Consider the following 20,335-nt stretch of genomic DNA (forward strand, 5'->3'; position numbering starts at 1 on the left):
CCCAAGGGCCACTTGCTTTCTAGTTAATGACTAGAAAATGCCCGCCCAATAGCAATGGCAGCCAACACACCAACGCCAAAGGCTACAGCAGCAGGAGCTGCTACTACCGACGCAACTAAGACCAAGCCACCAATAAGGGCTGTTCCTTGATCAAGCGTGAGCCCACCATTAACTCTAGAATAAATTACAACCGCACACGCATCTTTGAAATGGCTACTAAAATTAATTAACAAACATTCCGAAACACCTCAACGCGCACCGGCGAGGTAAATATTATTGAATTGATAACACTTGAAAATCAGCCAAATCGATTAAGCTGAACACTATAGGAGGACAGCCCATCACTATAGACAACGGACTGCATAGAAACAAAAGACTGAAAATACAAACATGGGGTTAGAGCCAACAATCTTAACTCTAACCCCATTGCTAAGAAATCAATTATTAATCAACGCTTGCTCACTTTCATCAGCCGGCTTATCTTCTTCACCATTAATACTGTAATGAATGCCAAACCAAGACAGTACGCCAGATTTAATACTAGCGCCTAGCGAGTACAAAGCTGGCACCAACAGTAGCGAAACAAACAGTGCAAACAAAACACCAAAGGCCAAAGCAATTACCGCCGGATGTAAGAACTGCGCCTGCGCCGAGCGCTCGGCCAACATCGGCATCAAGCCAATAAAGGTAGTAATTGAAGTCAGCAAAATCGGACGGAAACGATTCACACCGCCAGCAATTACCGCATCGCGTACGGACATGCCCTTTTGACGCTGCTTACCAATATAATCCATCAATACCAAGTTATCGTTTACCACAACACCCGCGGCTGCACCGATACCAAAGTAAGAGAACAGCGCCATTGATGTATCAAAAATCAAGTGGCCATAAACCGCCCCCATAAAGCCGAAGGGGATCGCGGTCATAATAATGATTGGCTTAAAGTAAGACTTAAAGGCAACCGCAAGTAAGGCATACATTCCAAATAGAGCTAGGAAATATAGCGAAGCGATTTCTTTCATAAATTGCGCTTCACCTTCCGCCTGGCCGGCTTTGTTCACCGACAAACCAGGGTAGCGCGCTTTCCAGTCTTCTAGGAAGTTTTTCTCCATATCATCCATAATGTCTTTGCGCACATCGCCGCTTAGCTCGGCATCAATATAGGCGCTGCGATTACCGTTGCGACGATTAATGCTCTTGATACCAGGTGCATATTCCACCTCAGCCACTGAGAACAACGGCACTTCGCGACCGTCCGCCGTGCGGATTCGAAAATCATCCAGACTATCCAAGCTGTGTCGCGCGGATTTCGGGTAGCGCAACATCACACGCACATCACCATTAGCACGAGGTAAGCGTTGTACTTCCTCACCGTAGTAGGCTTGACGTACCTGGCGAGAAACCGAAGCCAAATCAACACCTAGCTTCTCAGCACCTGGCAGCAAGCTTAAGCGCAGTTCATCGGCGCTGCCCTGCATATTATTGCGAACAAAGAAAATGGAATCATAAGATTGCAATTGCATCTCTAGTTCTGCCACGGCCTCGCGCAAGGTATCCAGATCTTTATGCTGCAAGGAGTAATTAATGCGCTGACCACCATCGTTCATGGTGTACTCTACCGAAACACTTTCGGCGTCAGGCACTTCACCCACCAACTCACTTAATCGTTTAGCGGTTTCTTTCGCTGAAAGCTCACGCACTTCAGGTGGGGCAAGTTTTACAATGGCAATCACGCTGTCACGACGTGAGCGGGTATACCAATTCTCAATTAGCTCGCCGCTACCGCCTTCAGCATTTTGATTCACCTCAGCTTCCAACTGCTTTTCGGCCGTTTGTAGCTGATCAAGAACCTCTAAAGCTCGACTATAAGGTGAGCCAGAGGGCATCTCTACGTTGATAATAACCTGATCACTTTCGATTTCTGGGTTGAAGGAAAAACGCACCCAGCCGGTACTGAAAACACCCAAACTAATGATAAAGAAAGAGATAAAAATCGAAATGGTCAAACCACGATACTTAATCGCCTTTTCCAACCAACCGCGATAAGTCGTATCAGCAAATCTCACCAAAGAATGCGCAATCTTTTGTTGAGTGCGAGCCAAACCGTGCAAGTCTTTACGTGGACGCAGCTTTCTCAAATGCGCAGGAAGAATTAAAAATGCTTCGATTAGAGAGATTACCAGCGCTGCTGTGATAACAATCGACAACATACGAGTAATTTGCACACTTTCACCACTGAGGAACATCCACGGCATAAAAGCAACGATGGTTGTTAATACCGCAAAGATAACGGGCTTTGCTACCGCCTTAGTGCCCTCAACAGCGGATTCCACACCGCCACCGTGATCCGCACCATGGTGGTGGATACTTTCACCCACCACAATGGCATCATCCACCACGATCCCGAGCACCAGCAAGAACGCGAAGGTCGACATTACATTCATGGAAACATCATAGGCTGGCAAGAAGGCCAAGGTGCCCACGAAAGCCACACCGATTCCCACTGTCACCCACAGCGCAACTTGTGGACGCAGAGTTAGAATCAAAACTAAAAATACTAATAACAAACCCGATAGCGCTGCAGAAACAATGGTATCCATGCGATTGTTATAAACATCCGCTGAATCCCACCACAGGGTTAGACTCATCCCCTCGGGCATACTCTCTTGGCGCTTAGCCAACCACTCATTCATGGAATGACTGGCTGCAACAATATCCATCGAATCAGTTGTCATCACCTGCACCAATACCGCAGGCTCACCATTCAATGTCGCTAGAATCTCATTTTCTTCGTAACCATCGATTACTTTGGCCACATCACCTAGCAAAACAACACCACCATCTTCGCTCTGACGAAGAATAATGCTGTCAAAATCCTGCTGATTGTTGGCCATATTGCGTGCACGCAACTGCACATCACCCGTGGCCGTGCGAACACTGCCCGATGATAAATTTAAAGAATTAGCACGAATAACCGCCGAAACCTGATCAAAGCTCAAACCATAGCGGCGCATCGCCTCTTCAGAAAGTTCAATGGCAACTTCTTCCGAGCGGGCACCAAACAGCTCCACAATAGAAATATTCGGCAAAGCGGCCACTTCATCGCGAATATTCTCCGCCATATCGGTAAGGCGCTTTTCGCCGACATTACCATGCACAGCCAAACGCATCATTTCGTTGCGAAATACCGACTGGCGCACGACTGGCGGTTCAATATCCCTCGGCAAAGAGTTAACACTATCAACGCGAAGCTTTACGTCATTCACAAACTCCGCCATATCAACTTGGCCAAGCGCTCGAACCACAATACGACCAAAGCCTTCCGCCGCAAATGAGTTTACTCGATCGATATTATCAAGATCTTTTAAGGCTTCCTCGATGCGAATAACGACCTGCTCTTCTACTTCTTGGGGAGCAGCGCCCGGCCAAGGAACATTAATCTCAACCTGGTTCGCTTCAAAAATAGGGAATACTTCACGCTCAACATTGAGATAGCCGATAACGCCCGCCACCAACAAGCCAAACATTAACAGGTTTGCCGCCACAGAGTTTTTGGCAAACCATGCAATCAACTTATCCATTTGCAGAACCCTCAGCTACAGTCGCGGTCTGCACTTCACTTTGTTCATTGCGCTCCATAATGTTGATGGCCATACCCTGAGTTGGGTTACGTAGCGGAGAAACAATAACCATCTCGCCCTCTTGCACAGCGCCTTCAATCAGCACTCGCTCCGGGCTTTTATCGATAACATGTACTTCACGCACATCCAGGCGGTTTTCTTTATCTACTACATAAATGCGGTCATTGGCTCGCAAAGCCGCACGAGGAACAACTAAAGCCTGATTAATCGTATCACCATAAACTTCAGCGCGAACATACATACCCACCGCGAGAGGATTGGTTTGCTGATAAGGGTTTTTTACCTCAGCTATGGCATAAACCAAACGAGTACTCTGATCAAAGGCCGCATCAACACGAGTTAGCTGCGCATCCCACTCTAGCTCTTTACCTGCAAAACGAGTTTTGAGTTTAACAAGTGGAGTACGCTCTTCTGTAGCAACAAAACCAATCGGCAAATTCAAAGAAGCCAGTTGACGATCGGTTAGGGGCAAACGAAGCTTAACCTTGTCCGTTGCAAAGGCGCGCCCAACGTTGCTGCCTTGAGAAATATATTGGCCAATGTTTGCGGCGATTGACTTTAGACGACCATCAAAGGGGAGAGAAATTTTGGTGCGCTTCAAATTAAGCTGCGCTTGAGCAAGATCCGCATCGGCCGCCTTCAGGTTCGCCTTGGCTTCAGCCAGCTGTGGTTTCTTAAGAGCCAGTGCTGATGGATTTTTCACACCGCGCAACTGACGACGCGCAACTTCGGCATCCGCCTCCACTTGCTCTACTCGAGTTTTTGCTTCGGCGACACGCGCCTCGGCACGCTTTAAGGCCAATTTATAATCAGCGTCATCAATTCTTAAAATGGCTTCGCCCGCTTTAAACTGACCACCTTCGATATACTCAGGAGACACCCACTCCACCATACCGCTCACCTGGCTAATAACATTCACCTCGGTGTTAGCTTTAACTTCAGCTTGGGTGCGAATTTTCAAGGTAATCTCTTCGCGAGAAACCGGCTCCGCGAATAGCGAAGGCGCTTGACTCACCTCATCCTTTTTCTCTGGCTCTGGCTTAGTTGCATCGAGTACAACCCAAACGGCGACACCAGCGGCAATAACAGCAACGGGGGCTAGGAACTTAAACAGGCGTTTCATTATTTTGGCCTTCCTTATCATTTTCTTGATAGGCTAAATGCGGGTTAAAACTCCACTATAGGAGCCTTAGTTGTAGCATTAGACGAGACTCAGAAATAAAAGGTTGCAACGTAAGTTAAAACGAGTGAAATTCTCGTTAAACAACGGCGGCAATGCTGAAGAGTGGCCGAACAGCCTAGGCCAGAAGCCAAGCATTTATTGAAGTATAGACGGGCTCAGTCGGCTTGGCTTTAGGTAGAAAGAAGGGTTGCTTATCAGTTGCGGTAGACCCGGAAGCACCGGGGTCAGACCCCATAAGGGTCTGACCCCAACTCGAATACAACTACAGGTTCTGATCCAAAACCTTGATCAAAAATTCAGTTTGTTCAAGCGTACCAATGGTTATACGCAAGCCGGTACGACCTTCCGCATCTGCTTTAGGACGAACTAATATAGCGGCCTCTTGCAGCTTTTTATTAAGAGCCTCAGGATCATCAGGGAAGATCCATAAATAATTAGCCGCAGATGGCCAGTACAACAAGCCTCTTGCATCACAGAACTCTTCCAGCCGAGGCTTAGCCTGCTGCATCACCTCGGCCACATAGCGCTCGGTATACTCTGGGTTTTCCAATGCCGCTGTCGCAGCAACAATCGCCAACTGATTGATATCGTAAGGTCCACGGACATTTAACAAGGCTTGAATGTTCTGCTCAGCGGCCAATACATAGCCAAAGCGTAAAGAAGGGATTCCCCATGTTTTTGAGAAGGTGCGCGTAATCAGCAAATTAGGGCATTCCTTGATCGCCGCCGCCACAGTGCACTGGCTATATTCGAAATAACACTCGTCCACTAATATCGCGACGTCTTTTGCCGATTTTGCCAGTTCAATAATCGCCGCCGGCTCAACAATCGTACCGCATGGATTGTTAGGGTTAGATATAACGATCAACTTAGTCTTCGACGTTATTGCGGCCTTCACTTGCGCCAAAGGATATCCACTGTCGCGCTGATAAAGTGGCTTAATGATGTTTAAATTCTCTACCTTTGCCACCTGCTCATACATCGCAAAGCTCGGTGCAGGAATTATGATCTCGTCACCCCCGCGACAACAAGCCCGAATGATCAAATCGATTCCCTGATCAGAGCCATTAGTCACCATGACCTGACCAGCCTCAACCGCACAATAATCCGCTAGGCGCTCACATATATCGCCATAGTGTGGGTACTGCTGCAGGCGATTACCTTGAACATAATCCACCAAGGCCTGCTTAATGGCATCACTCACTGGAATAGTGCGCTCATTAAAATCCAGTAGCGTAAAATCATCTGGATTGCGCCCTTCTAGTGGCGGAGCGTATGCAGCCATTGCCTCAATATGATCTTTAAATATTCCCACTTTCTTTCTCCAGCAAGCGCTTGCTAAAACCGTTTATTATTCACTCAGCACAAGGTTATCTCGATGTATCAATTCATCATCGCCGCCATAGCCTAAAGCGGTGCTAATTTTTTCACTGGATAATCCGATAATACGGCGCGCTTCATCACTGTTGTAATTTACTAGGCCTCGAGCAATTTCTAGACCCTGCTCATTGCAACATAAAACCAACTCGCCACGAGTAAAATCACCAACAACTTGGGTAACCCCAACAGGCAGTAAACTCTTGCCCTGACCGCTCAGCACCCTGGTAGCACCAGCATCAAGGATAAGCTTACCCTTGGCCTGTAGATGACCCGCCAGCCACTGCTTTCGAGCTGCTTCAGGCTGGCGATCGGCCAACAATAAAGTACCCAAGTCTTCAGCTTTGCGTAGGCGACTCAGTACATTCTCGATACGACCACCGACGATTACTGTATGGGCACCAGAACGAGCAGCCACTCTTGCCGCCCTTACTTTGGTTCGCATACCACCGCGTCCCAATTTACCGCCACCGCCGGCTTTTTCCTCTAAGCTGCTATCGCGAGCGCTGGCCTCACTAATAAGTTTTGCATCGGGATTGCTGCGTGGATCAGCATCAAACATACCCTGCTGATCCGTCAGAATAACGAGCTGCTCAGCATCTAGCAGATTGGCCACCAAAGCCGCCAGAGTATCATTGTCCCCGAAGCGAATTTCATCGGTAACCACCGTATCGTTTTCATTAACAATCGGGATAACACCAAGATCAAGCAAGGTGTTTAAGGTAGAGCGGGCATTAAGGTATCGCTGACGACTGGAAAAGTCGTCATGATCTAATAACACTTGAGCTGTTTGCAACCCAAAGCGTTGGAATTTTTGCTGGTAAGTCTGCACTAAACCAGCCTGACCAACAGCAGCGGCCGCCTGCAATTCATGCAAGCTTTTCGGTCGTTTGCTCCAGCCCAGCTGGGTCATTCCGGCAGCTACGGCACCAGAGGAAACCAAGATAATTTCCAAGCCCGCTTGGCGCAAATGCGCCAATTCGGAGACCCAGGCATCAATAGCGGCCTCATCCAAACCTTGGCCATCATTGGTCAGCAAGGCACTGCCAATTTTCACCACCCAGCGGCGGCTTGTTTGTAAACTTTTGCGACTCATTGTTTTTGCTATGCTTTTGTTTGCTATGGTGTGCGTCGCAGAATTAGATAACTATTGGCCGACCTTAGGGCACATACTCCACTTCAACGTCGTAGTCATCATCATCCCAATCGTCGTCACTACTTGATTGTTCTTTTGCGGCTTTGCGCTCAGCACGATGCTGATCACGCAAGCTTTCGATTCTCTCGCGGGCCTCGTCTTGCATTTGCTGCTGAGTTTCCAACTCTTGCTCAACCAACTCAGAGTTGGCTTTTTCGGCTTCCCAAGTTTCTTCGAGATATTCTAAAATCTCGTTACACATTTCATTGGTGCCGGTTTTATTAATTGCGGCCACTTTAAAAACAGGGCCCTGCCAATTCAGTTTATCAATTACCTCTTGGCAAGCAGCTTCAGCTTCATCTTCTGGCAACATATCCAGCTTGTTTAAAACCAGCCAGCGCTCACGCTGCGCCAAAGTCGGACTAAATTGCTCTAACTCGTTCACAATCGCCAGGGCATTTTCAGCCGGCGTCGTGCCATCGTATGGGCACATATCTACTAGGTGCAGCAATACACGACAGCGTGTTAAGTGCTTTAGGAAGCGAATACCTAGACCGGCACCTTCACTGGCGCCCTCGATTAAACCTGGAATATCCGCCACTACAAAGCTGCGGTGATCATGTACTTTCACAACACCCAAGTTTGGCACCAGGGTAGTAAAAGGGTAGTTAGCTACTTTGGGTTTTGCTGAAGATACGGCGCGAATCAAGGTCGATTTACCAGCGTTTGGCAAACCCAATAAACCAACATCGGCCAACACTTTCAGCTCAAGCTTTAAATTGCGCTGCTCACCGGGCTTACCCGGAGAAGTTTGGCGCGGCGCGCGGTTTACACTGGACTTAAAACGGGTATTCCCTAAACCATGCCAGCCGCCTTTAGCGACCAATAAACGATCGCCTGCTTTACGCAGATCACCAAGCACCTCTTCGGTATCCATATCGATCGCAGTAGTACCTACTGGCACCTTCAAAACCATATCGGCGCCTTTAGCACCCGTACAGTTACCGCCACGACCAGAGGCACCATGCTCGGCACGATATTTAGGTTGGTAACGGTAATCAACCAGAGTGTTGAGGTTGTCATCAGCTTCCAGGTACACGCTACCGCCATCGCCACCGTCACCCCCATCAGGGCCACCTTTGGCAACAAACTTTTCACGCCAGAAACTCAGGCAGCCATTGCCGCCATTACCAGCGGCGACAAAAATCGGCGCTTCATCTACAAACTTCACAATCACTCCACGCCCGAAGGCTTTTGATTGACTTAAAAACAGTGTAACCCGAGAAAGACAATTAGAAAAAGAAAGCTCTCTTCCAAGACAGCCAAGAAGCCAGCCGACTTAAAAGATAAAGGCAATACCACTACCCAAACTAAATCGAAGCCTCCCCGCCACACAGGAGTGTGGCCACAAGTGAGAACGCCTAAGCGTTCACACTAGTGCGAGCCACGTTAGGGCAAGCAGCTTCACAAGCTACGCCAGCCCTAGCGTGGCGACGCCATGTTCAATTCAGAAGGATTGAACATGGCAGTAATTAAAAACACCCACACAGGAGTGTGGCACTAGTGAGAACGCCTAAGCGTTCACATTAGTGCGAGCCAGCTCTAGACAAGCCGTTTCACAAACGGCGCCAGTCTAGAGCTGGCGACGGCGCACTCAAAACAGGAGTTTTGAGTGCGCCAGCAATTAAAAACACCCACACAGGAGTGTGGCACAAGTGAGAACGCCTAAGCGTTCACACTTGTGCGAGCCAAAGCTAGACAAGCCGTTTCACAAACGGCGCCAGTCTAGCTTTGGCGACGGCACATTCAAAACAGGAGTTTTGAATGTGCCAGTAGGTAAAAAGAAGCCCCATCCAGAAACTGAACGGGGCTCTCTTTAAGCTTTTATGCAAAGCTGAAGTGTCGCTTAGCGACAGGTCTCGCAATTAGGCAGCAACGATGCTGATGTACTTGCGGTTCTTAGGACCTTTAACTTCAAACTTAACTTCGCCAGTCGCTTTGGCGAACAAGGTGTGGTCTTTACCCATACCTACGTTCTCACCAGCGTGGAACTTAGTGCCACGCTGACGAACCAAAATGTTACCAGCTAAAACTTGTTGGCCACCGAAACGCTTAACACCAAGGCGTTTACTTTCCGAATCGCGACCGTTACGAGTACTACCACCAGCTTTTTTGTGAGCCATGATAATCTTCCTCTGTTGGGCCTCACTTTAGATTTATATGCCCAGTGCTCACGGGGCCTAAAGCAAAGCGAATTGATCGAATACTATTAAAAGCGATTAGCCTTTAATACCGGTAATTTTAACCTCGGTGTACCACTGACGGTGACCTTGGCGCTTCATGTGATGCTTACGACGACGGAACTTGATGATCGTTACCTTTTCGCCGCGGCCGTGGCTAACTACTTCAGCAGTTACCTTGGCGCCAGCAACAGTTGGCTCACCAATCTTGATGTCGTCACCATTGGCAACCATCAATACTTCGTCGAAGTCGATAGTTTCGCCAGTGGCTACTTCAATTTTTTCCAGCTTCAGGGTTTCGCCTTCCACTACACGGTGCTGCTTACCACCGCTCTTAATTACAGCGTACATTGTATGCTCCAGTTGTTGCGCTCAGGCTTTTGGCCCGATTGCTTTTGGACGACACGAAGCAGCTAAGCTATTAATATTTAACAACTTTTGCTTTTAAAAGCACCGGTTGACTCCCATGCTTCACAGGGCTTGCGTCGTATAAAGGGCGGGCATTCTACTTCATCAGAGCCCTTACAACAAGCCTTTGAGCAGACAAATTGCTCAAAATACCCACAGCTGAAATACAGCGAAAACCCCCACAACTATTGAGCTTGCCCAAGCTGACTGCTAGGATCGCGCCTTTGATGTATCAACCCTGTTAAGGCCCACACTATGCTGCCCTTCCACCAAGCGGTCGAAGACGACTTTGCCGCCGTCAACCAGCTAATCATTGATCAACTGCATTCCGATGTCGGGCTGGTAGAGAATATTGGGCATTATATAGTCGATGCCGGTGGTAAGCGCTTGCGCCCACTGCTGGTTTTGCTGTGCGCAAACGCTTTAGGCTACCAACACAGGCAGCACATCGATCTGGCAGCCATCATCGAGTTTATTCACACCGCAACACTGCTGCACGATGATGTTGTTGATGTTAGCGAACTGCGCAGAGGCCGCCCAACTGCCAATGCTCAGTGGGGCAACGCCCCTAGTGTTCTGGTTGGTGACTTCCTTTATTCCCGCGCTTTCCAAATGTTAGTGGCAATCGGCAGCATGGATATCATGGCAATCATGTCTGATACCACCAACACCATCTCTGAAGGCGAGGTGCAACAACTGGTAAATGCCAAAGACCCAGAGGTTGATGAAGCTAATTACTATACGGTGATTCACAAGAAAACCGGCGCCTTGTTTGAAGCCGCTTGTGAAACAGCCGCGGTACTGTTCCAGGCGCCTGAAACCACAAGAGAGAGTTTAAAAGCTTACGGTTACCACCTAGGGCTCGCATTCCAGCTTATTGATGACGCCCTCGACTATGAAGGTGACGCCGAAGCACTTGGCAAAAATGTCGGCGATGACCTAGCCGAGGGCAAGCCAACCTTGCCGTTAATTCGCGCAATGGCTAAGGGAGATGCAATGGATCGCGAGCTAATCGCCAATGCCATCCGCGAAGGCGCCGTAGAGCAACTCAATAACATTGTCGAAATTGTTCGTAAAACAGGCGCCTTAGAAGATACCAAGCAAGCTGCCATCGACCACGCCGAGCAAGCCAAAGCGACGTTAGCAGATCTTCCACCGTCAAAATTTAAAACCGCCATGGAACAACTGGCAGATTTCGCGGTAGGTCGCGACCACTAATCATCGGCCTACCCAGGCACCTTTCGCGGTGCCTAGCTTCCCCTCTCCACCTCATGTAAACCCAGCCGCAACTCTAGCCCCAACAGGCTTTTTAGCACCCCAACTTTGTCACTTAAATTCTCATAAGTAATATCTAAAATAACCACAAGATATTGATATTGTTCATTTTTTTGATTTACACCTACATTTTCTACCAATTTAAAAATATTCATTGTGCCTTCAGTTTTTTAGCCTACACTTCCGGCGCCTAAATCTTTATTGGTACTTTTTACTTAATTGGAGAGGATCCTGATTAGCTATTAAGTTCAGTTTTTCAACGGTATGTATTTAAGTAGTAAGGAGGTTGCATGCCACAGTTTGAAAAGAGTGTCCGTCGCGCCCAGAAGAAGCGCTGGTCACCTGCACTAATTGCTTTACCCGCATCACTGATATCCGCACAGCTTTTTGCTGCGGACGTGTTAATTCCGCAAATCATCGACACCCCAGACCCAGCTAGCCGAGGAGGCAACATCACCTACTCCATTACCGCGCAGAATGCCGCCGGTGATGCAGCCGATGATGTCGTGTTAAATTTCCCGCTGCCGGCCACCACCGAGTTTGTAAACGCCAACAACCCCAGCTGCCTACATAATGGAGCCACACCCGGCGAAGTTAACTGCGCGCTTGGCACATTGGCGGCAAACAGCCAGCAAGATGTCAATATCGTAATTCGCACTAGCGCTAGCACTGGCAGCACCATTGCCATCAGCGCCAATATTGCCACCAGCAGCAGTGACAGCAACAACAGCAACAATAGCGTAAATCAGAACACCACGATTAATGACGGTGCCGACTTGGCCTTAAGTTTGAATGCCAACCCTGGCAGCGTTATCGCCGGTGGGGACATCCAGTACTCAGCCACCATCGAAAACTTAGGCCCAAATACATCAAATGGTATTCGCGCCATATTCGATCTATCTGTCGATGTCACATTTGTTGCGGGCTCAGTATCCGGCAGCGGCTGGAACTGCGGCTTGAGTGGGCAACAGCTCAGCTGTAACTACAGCGGCAGCTTAAGTAATGGCGCCAGTAGCAACTTAGGATTCAGGACCCAAGTTACTGGCTCCCAACTGGGCAACCTAATCAGCCTTGGTCGCGTTGAATCCGACACAGGCGACCCAGAGCTAAGCAACAATAACAGCAACGCTGATACCACAGTGACAGCAGGCACCGACGTTGCTGTTACCATCGTGCGCCCACAAGCTAGCGCCGTGGGCGGTGAAGCTCTCAACTTTACTTTGCGCCCGCGCAATTTAGGGCCATTAGATGCGAACAACGTTGAAGTCACTTACGAAGTAGATAGTGGTTTTAGCATTGCCAGCACCCCAACGGGTTCAGGCTGGAGCTGCGCCATCAACAGCCCGACAACAGCGAGCTGTACGCGCAGTACTTATATTGTCGGCGCGACTGACAATATTACCGTGCCCGTGATCGCAGCCTCACCTAGCACCTTAAGCAGCTACGAGCACCGCACTAGCATCAGTACAACAAGTGCCGAAGCGACAGAGCGACTCGCCAATAACAGCCATCAAACCAATATCAGCGTTACCCCGGATGGCTTAGATTTATCCCTTACGAAAACCAAAAGTGTGGCAAGCAATGGGGCAAGCAATAACCCTGTTGCTGTTGGCGAGCTGATGTACAGTTTTATTTCCGTACGTAATGATGGCCCGCGAACAGCCAACAGCGGCACCATAACCGTTAGCGATCAGCTGGCCGCCAATGAAAGCTACGTCGGCTTCACCGGTACTAATTGGTCTTGTGCGGCGGGCAGCCCTGTTGTGTGTACTTACAACAACAGCCTAAGCGCACAGAACAATAGCACTACCTTAATCATTCGAACTCGCGCCGACGCAGCTGGAACACTCAGCAATACCGCGACAGTAAATTACTCGGGAGTACCGGGTGATTTTAACAGCAGCAATAACAGCTCTTCGGCAAGTGTAACGGCCACTAATTCGTCGGTTAATCTAAATGTTGTTAAGTCCACATCGACTGGCAGTCCAAGCGGTGGCGATAACACGCTGGATCAGAATGAAGAAAGTGTTTATTACCGTATCGAAATTCGCAATAGCTCAACCACAGCGGCGACCGGCATTGTGATGACAGATTATGTTCCGGCCTTTTATTCAATCGGTGGCTATACCAGTGGCGTTAGCATTCACAGTGCACCCGCTAACTACAACTGCACTACCGGAAGCTTAGTTCGCTGTACGCAAAACTCTGGCAGTCTTAGCCAGGGTGCGGTAGATACCATTGTGATTAAAATGGATCGCCCAATCCGCGATGGCAACTTTACTAACACAGCCGATGCTTTCTCAGCTAATTTTGGCGATAGCGATCGCAGCGACAACAGTGGTAGTAGCAGTTTAAATGTAGCGGCAGCCGTCGACATTGAGCTCAGCAATAAAGTTGTTAGTCCAACATCTACCCCCGCTGGCGCAAACGCAGTTTACACAATATCTGTTCGCAATCGCGGCGCCTCTACCGCCAATAATGTTGAACTCACCGATACTTTTGTTCTTCCTGCTGGCGACCCAGGCTTTACTTTTATTGCAAGTACAGGGGCAAGCTGTACCGGCTTAACGGCAGGCAATAGTTACACCGCAGCCGACAACCCGTCATTGCTTTGTAACTTAGGCAGTATGGGTGCCGGGGCAACACGCGCCATCACCCTGACGATTCGTCCAAACTTTTTAGCAGGACAAAGTGGCAGTCGCATTTTTCAAAACAGCGCCAGCGTAAGCACCGACACCTTTGAAGACGCCAGTAATCAAAGTAATAACAGCTTTGGCCCAGTCGATCTCACCATCACTAAAGATCAAGTTGATTTATTAATCGACGTTGTCGATAACAAGGATGGTTTTTTCTGGGACGCCAGCAATAACGGCGACAATACCAACAATGATGTTGTGTACGATGTGAACTATAAAAACCGTGGGCCTTCTTACGCTACCGGTGTTTACTATGAATATGACATCACTCCAAAAGATGGCAAAAGCGTACAGTTTATGTGCGATGAGGCCAATGCTGGAGACAGCTGCGGCAGCACCGCTGATACTTGCACCGTGCAATCTGGTAGTAATCCAATTATTGGGCCTGCGACATTAACCTTACGCTGCTTGGCCAACACCGTTGCCGGAAAAACTGACGAAATGGATGTTGATGCAGCCGTTGGTGGGCACCGCTACTTAACTTTCCGCTATCTGAGCAAACCCGATAGCGGTGGTGACACCCATCGACATGAAGCCCGCATCAACGCCAATGAAGCGGAAACCGCAGTCAGTAACAACTCGGAAGATGAGCCGACCAGTTTACGCGCCCATACCGATCTTGTTGTTGTGGAAAAGCAAGCCGATATCAGCGAAGCCGATCTTGAACAGCCGTTCCGCTGGATTATCAATCTGCGCAATGATGGCCCGCTAGACAGCGACGACACAGTTGTTAGCGATACACTGCCAGCCGATATGGAACTTGATGGCAACGCACGCTGGTCTATCAACGGCGGCGCCAGCGGCGACTGTACCATTACCGGCCAAGACCTGCGCTGTGAGCTAGGCACCTTAGCGAACAGCCAAACCGCTACTGTTACTGTACCGGTTAAAGTCATGGCATTTAGTAGCGCTCAAATGCAAAACTGTGCTGCTGCGACAACGGCGGGAACCGATCCCGACGCAAGCAACAACAGCAACATTTGCGGCACCATTGATGTCAACAATCGCATTTGGAGCCCACCAAAAAATGTACCAACGCTTGGACCTTGGGGCATTGCACTAATGCTAAGCGGTCTTATGCTAATCGCATGGCGCCGCAGAAGCATCATGGCCTAAACACGCACGATAATTCCATGCGTAAAAAAAGGCATAAAAAAACCGGCTGAAAGCCGGTTTTTTTTATTGCTCAAAGATTATTAAAACTGTTGAATCAGCTCTAACAATTCATCGCACTTACTTTCCATTAAAGCAATATCGGCTTTGGTTTCTACATTGAGACGCACGACAGGCTCTGTATTTGAACGACGTAAATTAAATCGCCATTGGCCCATATCAAAAGATAATCCATCGGTTTCATCCAACTGGATAGCATCAGCTGAATAACGTTCTGCGATAGCACTCAATAAGGCATCCGTGTCTTTTACCTTGCTGTTAATTTCTCCACTACAAGGAAACGCCTGCATGCGCTCCACTACCATGGATTCCAAAGATTGTTGCTTACGACTCATTAATTCGCTGACCAATAGCCAAGGGATCATGCCGCTATCACAGTAAGCAAAATCTTTAAAATAATGATGGGCGCTCATCTCGCCACCATAAACCGCATCTTCTTTGCGCATGCGCTCTTTAATAAAAGCGTGACCGGTTTTACTTTGAACGGCCAGACCGGCAGCAGCCTCACAAATCGCCTGAGTGTTCCAGATCAAACGAGGATCATGGACAACTTTGGCGCCGGCATTTTTTGCCAAAAATGCATCGGCCAATAAACCCACTACGTAATAGCCTTCAATAAAATGCCCCTTCGCATCGAAGAAAAAGCAGCGGTCGAAATCACCATCCCAAGCAATACCCAAATCAGCATTATGGGCGATAACAGCTTCGGCGGTAGGCGCACGATTTTCCACTAAAAGAGGGTTGGGAATTCCATTTGGGAAGTTGCCATCTGGATTGTGATGCACCTTGATAAATTCGAACGGCAAGTGTGACTCCAAAGCATCAATCACCTCACCAGCGCCACCATTACCGGCATTGACCACAATCTTCAACGGTTTCAGCGCAGCAACATCAACATAGGAGAGCAGATGCTCAATATAAGCTGGGCGTGAATCTAGTTTTTTCACCGCACCTTTTTGCGCAGCTTTAGTGAAGTTATCCGCCTCAGCCAATGCTTGAATCTGCTTCAAACCAGTATCGCCGCTGATAGGCTTTGCGCCTTCACGCACAAACTTCATACCGTTGTAGTCCATAGGGTTGTGGCTCGCGGTTACACAGATGCCACCATCGACAGGCTGATCAAAAGCCGCAAAATACACCTCTTCAGTGCCACACTGCCCTATATGAATAACCTCTGCCCCCATATCAGTGATGCCGTCAATAAGAGCATCGCTAAGGGATGTGCTGGTTAAACGCACATCGTGGCCAACCACCACAGATTTTGCCCCTAGAAACTCCACAAATGCACATCCTATGCGGTAGGCGATAGCCTCATTCAACTGATCTGGAACCCGACCACGAATATCATAGGCCTTAAAACACGTTAATGTGCTCACCCTAAAACTCCTTTATTTTGTCTGTATTAGTAAGTGTCTCGTACCGAAGCGGCCAATATACCACAGCCATACGTCTTAAGTGTGACATAGCCTGTCCCCCTGAGCCCTAGACATAGCTTGGCTAGAAGGTAGAATGTGCGCTCCCAATCAGGCTGCAACAGACAGGCCATTGGGCTTGCAGCAGACAAGCTGCACAAAGATTAATCAACCAGAGTAAATTATGGAATTCCAGCCTAAAAACGCTTACAACCGCGATGAACTGCTTGAGTGCGGCCACGGAAACCTATTTGGCCCAGGCAATGCTCAGCTACCTGTACCTAACATGCTAATGCTGGATCGCATTACTGAGATCAACCTAGATGGTGGCGAATACGGTAAAGGTAAAATTGTCGCAGAACTCGATATTACTCCTGACCTCTGGTTTTTCGATTGCCACTTCCCTGGCGACCCTGTAATGCCTGGCTGCCTAGGCCTAGATGCCATGTGGCAATTGGTTGGCTTTTTCCTAGCGTGGAAAGGCAATAGCGGTAAAGGCCGCGCCTTGGGCTCTGGCGAAGTGAAGTTCACCGGTCAGATCCTGCCAACCGCCAAAAAGGTTACCTATGAGATTGACCTTAAGCGCGTTATCGAGCGTAAACTGATCATGGGCCTTGCGGACGGTAAAGTTTCTGTAGATGGCAAAGAGATTTACTTTGCCAAAGACCTAAAAGTCGGCCTATTCCAAAATACCGACTCTTTCTAAACAGAGTAAAGTCGAAAATACACGGGGGTGCCAAGTAAGGCACCCCCGTTTTATTTGTGCAATAATAAGCGGCCAACATGGCTAATGGCCCGATGAGGAAAATACAATGAAACGTGTGGTTGTCACCGGTATGGGTATTGTGTCCTGCCTAGGAAACAATATTTCAGCGGTAACCGAATCCCTACGCGCTGGTCGCTCTGGCATCAGTCGCCAGCCGGAATACGAAGAAATGGGCTTTCGCAGCCACATTGCCGGCCAGGTAGATATTGACCTTAAAGAGCACATCGATCGTAAAACATTGCGCTTTATGGGCAACGCTGCCGGTTACTCTTATATTTCCATGCAGCAAGCCATTGACGATGCGGGCTTGAGCGAAGAACAAGTTTCTAATATTCGCACCGGTTTGATCATGGGCTCTGGTGGCGCATCATCTGAAAACCTAGTGCAAGCTGCTGACACCTTGCGTGAGCGAGGCCTCAAGCGTGTAGGTCCTTACCGCGTCACCCAAACCATGGGCAGCACAACATCGGCTTGTTTGGCCACACCTTTCAAGATTAAAGGCGTGAACTACTCCATTTCTTCTGCATGCTCCACTAGCGCACACTGTATTGGTGTAGCCATGGAGCAAATTCAGCTTGGTAAGCAAGACGTTGTTTTTGCTGGCGGTGGTGAAGAAGAGCACTGGACCTTAACGGCTCTATTTGACGCCATGGGCGCACTATCAACCAAGTACAATGACACCCCAGAAAAAGCATCTCGTACCTACGATGCTAACCGCGACGGATTTGTTATCGCTGGTGGCGGCGGCTGTTTAGTATTGGAAGAGCTTGAGCACGCTAAGGCTCGCGGCGCAAAAATTTATGCTGAAGTTGTTGGCTATGGCGCGACTTCTGATGGCCACGATATGGTTGCACCTTCAGGTGAAGGCGCGGTGCGATGCATGCAGTTAGCTATGTCTACAGTGGATGGCGATATTGATTACATCAATACCCACGGCACCAGCACGCCAGTTGGCGATGTTGCCGAACTTAAAGCTATCCGTGAAGTATTCGGCGATAACATTCCACCGCTAGCTTCAACCAAATCGCTATCTGGTCACTCCTTAGGCGCTGCTGGTGTTCAAGAAGCCATCTACTCATTGATTATGATGAATAATAATTTCATCGCGGCCTCGGCCAATGTCGAAGATCTTGATGAAGCCGCCGACGGCATGCCAGTCGTAACCGAAGCAAAAGAAGGTGTTGAAATTAAACGCGCACTCTCAAACAGCTTTGGCTTTGGCGGCACCAATGCCTGCTTGGTGATGGAAAAGTACGAAGGCTAATTGCTAACGTAGACGGGGCAGCCCCAACGGGCCATACGGGGTCAGATCCCTAAACCAAAAAACGCAGCCAGTGGCTGCGTTTTTTGGTTTAGGGATCTGACCCCATTATTATGACTCGATAATTAATTCACCGCCTTAGCCTTATCACCCCAAAACGGCTTTCTCAATTCCGTCTTTAAGATCTTACCCGCACCACTCAATGGCAAAGGCTCAGCCTGCAGGGTGACACTGCGTGGACATTTAAAACCCGCAATCAGCTCTTTACAGTGTGCAATGATTTCTTGCTCGGAACTTTCTGCGCCCGCTTTGGTTTGAATAACCGCATGCACCTGCTCGCCCCATTGCTCACTTGGAATTCCGATCACAGCGCAAGACTCGACAGCTGGATGACGGTACAAGGCATTTTCCACCTCAACCGAATATACATTCTCGCCACCACTGATGATCATGTCTTTCACACGATCGACGATAAAAATATATCCTTCGTCATCCATGTAAGCGCCATCACCGGTGTGCAGCCAACCGTTTTTTAAAGTCTCTGCTGTGGTCTCTTCCATGCCAAGATAGCCCAACATAACATTGTCACCCTTTGCGCAAACCTGCCCGATTTCTCCGCGCGGTAACTCTATGTCATTATCATCGAGAATTGCCAAAGTAACACCTGGCGCAGCTTTACCGGCAGACTTTAACAAACGTGAACGTTCGCCTTCTGGCACATGATCTTCCGGCATTAAAATGGTCAGCACTGGGGCCGCTTCGGTCTGCCCATAGGCCTGCATAAACTCCATCGCAGGGTATTTTTCCATCGCTGCTTTTAACACGGCCTCAGGCATGGGCGAAGCGCCATAAAAAATAGATTTCAAGGAAGATATGTCATAATCATCCAGGGCAGGGTAACTCATCACCATGCCCACCATCGTGGGCACCAGCAGAATTCGAGTAACTTTTTCTTCCCCAATCAACTCCAAAACCCGTTTAGGATCAAAACCAGGCGTAAAGACGTGGGTGCCACCTAATAAACAAAAACAAATGGCATTGTAGGCATCGGCAGCATGGAACATTGGTGCCGCGTGAAGATAAATTTCATCGCCACTATAAGATTGCACCACCATACCCTGCATAGCGTTAAACAGCATATTGTGGTGACTAAGCATAACCCCTTTCGAACGACCGGTAGTACCACCGGTATAATACAAAGCAACAAGATCATTCGGCTGCACAGAAGCCGCATCGATCGCTTCGGCATCCGCCAGCAAATCTTCATAATGCGGTAAGCCTTCTGCAGGCTCGCCATTATCCATAAAGATAATGTGTTTCAGCTTCGGCAAAGTTGCTTGCAAGTGATCAAGCATTGGTAAGAAGTTGCGATCGACCAACAGCACTTCACTCTCACTGTTTTGCATCCAGTATTCAACTTCTGGCGCTGCTAAGCGGGTATTAATTGGGACGTAGGCTGCACCAGCCCAAGGAATGGCAAACATCGCTTCTAAATAGCGATCACTATTGAGCGATAAGATGGCTACGCGCGAACCTTGCTTTACACCTAATTTTTGAAGAGCGCCTGCAAACTGGCTGACACGCTGGTGAAATTCTTTCCAGCTATGGCGACGATCACCGTCGATGGTGGCAATTTTTTCCGCGCGCTGCTGAACCACACGCTGCAAAGTGTTTGAAAATGTGAGCATAGTGCACCTTGAATTATTGTTGCTTATTCTTAGAGTGCCCCAAGCATAATAAGGGCTGGGTATTTAAGGCAAGTGCACAA

Annotated in this window: 15 protein-coding genes; 4 read left to right on the plus strand and 11 right to left on the minus strand. The window is 48.7% G+C overall.

Translation table 11 applies throughout. The features are described from left to right. Positions 1-23 precede the first annotated feature (23 nt). The 8 genes from Q1A41_RS08185 to rplU all read right to left on the minus strand — a co-directional run bounded on the left by Q1A41_RS08185 (position 24) and on the right by rplU (position 9,927). The gene (locus Q1A41_RS08185) at positions 24-233 is read right to left on the minus strand and encodes a hypothetical protein (RefSeq protein ID WP_299977015.1); all 210 of its coding nucleotides are present in this window, start codon (positions 231-233) and stop codon (positions 24-26) included. A 204-nt stretch (positions 234-437) separates the two neighbouring features. After that, entirely contained in the window at positions 438-3,581 is a 3,144-nt protein-coding gene (locus tag Q1A41_RS08190; RefSeq protein ID WP_299977018.1) for an efflux RND transporter permease subunit, read from the minus strand. Then, on the minus strand, positions 3,574-4,764 hold the full coding sequence (locus tag Q1A41_RS08195) for an efflux RND transporter periplasmic adaptor subunit (RefSeq protein WP_299977021.1): 1,191 nt from the start codon (positions 4,762-4,764) through the stop codon (positions 3,574-3,576). Before Q1A41_RS08195 ends, Q1A41_RS08190 begins: the two co-directional genes overlap by 8 nt. 322 nt (positions 4,765-5,086) lie before the next feature. After that, positions 5,087-6,139 carry a histidinol-phosphate transaminase gene (locus Q1A41_RS08200; protein ID WP_299977024.1) on the minus strand — a complete coding sequence of 351 codons (1,053 nt, stop codon included), beginning with the start codon at positions 6,137-6,139 and terminating at the stop codon, positions 5,087-5,089. Between the two features lie 36 nt (positions 6,140-6,175). Continuing rightward, positions 6,176-7,297, minus strand: coding sequence for a glutamate 5-kinase (gene proB, locus Q1A41_RS08205; protein ID WP_299977030.1), 1,122 nt, complete (start codon positions 7,295-7,297; stop codon positions 6,176-6,178). Positions 7,298-7,361: 64 nt separating this feature from the next. Continuing rightward, entirely contained in the window at positions 7,362-8,567 is a 1,206-nt protein-coding gene (gene cgtA, locus Q1A41_RS08210; protein ID WP_299977033.1) for an Obg family GTPase CgtA, read from the minus strand. A gap of 694 nt (positions 8,568-9,261) precedes the next feature. Further along, complete coding sequence (rpmA, locus tag Q1A41_RS08215) at positions 9,262-9,519, minus strand: 50S ribosomal protein L27 (RefSeq protein ID WP_299771355.1); 258 nt, start codon at positions 9,517-9,519, stop codon at positions 9,262-9,264. 96 nt (positions 9,520-9,615) lie between these two features. Next, positions 9,616-9,927 carry a 50S ribosomal protein L21 gene (gene rplU / locus Q1A41_RS08220; protein ID WP_299771354.1) on the minus strand — a complete coding sequence of 104 codons (312 nt, stop codon included), beginning with the start codon at positions 9,925-9,927 and terminating at the stop codon, positions 9,616-9,618. Positions 9,928-10,239: 312 nt separating this feature from the next. Between rplU and Q1A41_RS08225 the strand changes: the two genes are divergently transcribed. Then, the gene (locus tag Q1A41_RS08225; RefSeq protein ID WP_299977036.1) at positions 10,240-11,202 is read left to right on the plus strand and encodes a polyprenyl synthetase family protein; all 963 of its coding nucleotides are present in this window, start codon (positions 10,240-10,242) and stop codon (positions 11,200-11,202) included. A 32-nt stretch (positions 11,203-11,234) separates the two neighbouring features. Here Q1A41_RS08225 and Q1A41_RS08230 read toward each other — a convergent pair whose 3' ends face one another. Beyond that, the gene (locus Q1A41_RS08230; RefSeq protein WP_299977039.1) at positions 11,235-11,414 is read right to left on the minus strand and encodes a hypothetical protein; all 180 of its coding nucleotides are present in this window, start codon (positions 11,412-11,414) and stop codon (positions 11,235-11,237) included. Between the two features lie 135 nt (positions 11,415-11,549). On the opposite strand from Q1A41_RS08230, the gene Q1A41_RS08235 reads away from it, so the two are divergent. Beyond that, entirely contained in the window at positions 11,550-15,071 is a 3,522-nt protein-coding gene (locus Q1A41_RS08235; protein WP_299977042.1) for a hypothetical protein, read from the plus strand. 80 nt (positions 15,072-15,151) lie between these two features. Here the strand turns inward: Q1A41_RS08235 and Q1A41_RS08240 are convergent, their stop codons facing one another. Further along, positions 15,152-16,504, minus strand: a complete 1,353-nt coding sequence (locus Q1A41_RS08240) for a phosphomannomutase (protein ID WP_299977044.1) — start codon at positions 16,502-16,504, stop codon at positions 15,152-15,154. Between the two features lie 217 nt (positions 16,505-16,721). Between Q1A41_RS08240 and fabA the strand changes: the two genes are divergently transcribed. Together fabA and fabB are read left to right on the plus strand one after the other, a co-directional pair. Then, on the plus strand, positions 16,722-17,246 hold the full coding sequence (fabA, locus tag Q1A41_RS08245; protein WP_299977826.1) for a 3-hydroxyacyl-[acyl-carrier-protein] dehydratase FabA: 525 nt from the start codon (positions 16,722-16,724) through the stop codon (positions 17,244-17,246). Positions 17,247-17,352: 106 nt separating this feature from the next. Then, a complete protein-coding gene (fabB, locus tag Q1A41_RS08250) occupies positions 17,353-18,570 on the plus strand; it encodes a beta-ketoacyl-ACP synthase I (protein WP_299977046.1) in 1,218 nt (405 codons plus the stop codon). 122 nt (positions 18,571-18,692) lie between these two features. Here fabB and Q1A41_RS08255 read toward each other — a convergent pair whose 3' ends face one another. After that, positions 18,693-20,255, minus strand: coding sequence for a long-chain-fatty-acid--CoA ligase (locus Q1A41_RS08255; RefSeq protein WP_299977049.1), 1,563 nt, complete (start codon positions 20,253-20,255; stop codon positions 18,693-18,695). Positions 20,256-20,335 lie beyond the last annotated feature (80 nt).

The sequence above is a fragment of the uncultured Pseudoteredinibacter sp. genome (assembly GCF_947502065.1).
GTDB lineage: Bacteria > Pseudomonadota > Gammaproteobacteria > Pseudomonadales > Cellvibrionaceae > Pseudoteredinibacter.

What these genes read in the sequence shown, in the direction of transcription:
- Q1A41_RS08190 (WP_299977018.1), bottom strand. Translation starts at nt 3,581, where the DNA reads ATGGATAAGTTGATTGCATGGTTTGCCAAAAACTCTGTGGCGGCAAAC.
- Q1A41_RS08195 (WP_299977021.1), bottom strand. Translation starts at nt 4,764, where the DNA reads ATGAAACGCCTGTTTAAGTTCCTAGCCCCCGTTGCTGTTATTGCCGCT.
- proB (WP_299977030.1), bottom strand. Translation starts at nt 7,297, where the DNA reads ATGAGTCGCAAAAGTTTACAAACAAGCCGCCGCTGGGTGGTGAAAATT.
- rpmA (WP_299771355.1), bottom strand. Translation starts at nt 9,519, where the DNA reads ATGGCTCACAAAAAAGCTGGTGGTAGTACTCGTAACGGTCGCGATTCG.
- rplU (WP_299771354.1), bottom strand. Translation starts at nt 9,927, where the DNA reads ATGTACGCTGTAATTAAGAGCGGTGGTAAGCAGCACCGTGTAGTGGAA.
- Q1A41_RS08225 (WP_299977036.1), top strand. Translation starts at nt 10,240, where the DNA reads ATGCTGCCCTTCCACCAAGCGGTCGAAGACGACTTTGCCGCCGTCAAC.
- Q1A41_RS08230 (WP_299977039.1), bottom strand. Translation starts at nt 11,414, where the DNA reads ATGAATATTTTTAAATTGGTAGAAAATGTAGGTGTAAATCAAAAAAAT.
- Q1A41_RS08235 (WP_299977042.1), top strand. Translation starts at nt 11,550, where the DNA reads ATGCCACAGTTTGAAAAGAGTGTCCGTCGCGCCCAGAAGAAGCGCTGG.
- fabB (WP_299977046.1), top strand. Translation starts at nt 17,353, where the DNA reads ATGAAACGTGTGGTTGTCACCGGTATGGGTATTGTGTCCTGCCTAGGA.
- Q1A41_RS08255 (WP_299977049.1), bottom strand. Translation starts at nt 20,255, where the DNA reads ATGCTCACATTTTCAAACACTTTGCAGCGTGTGGTTCAGCAGCGCGCG.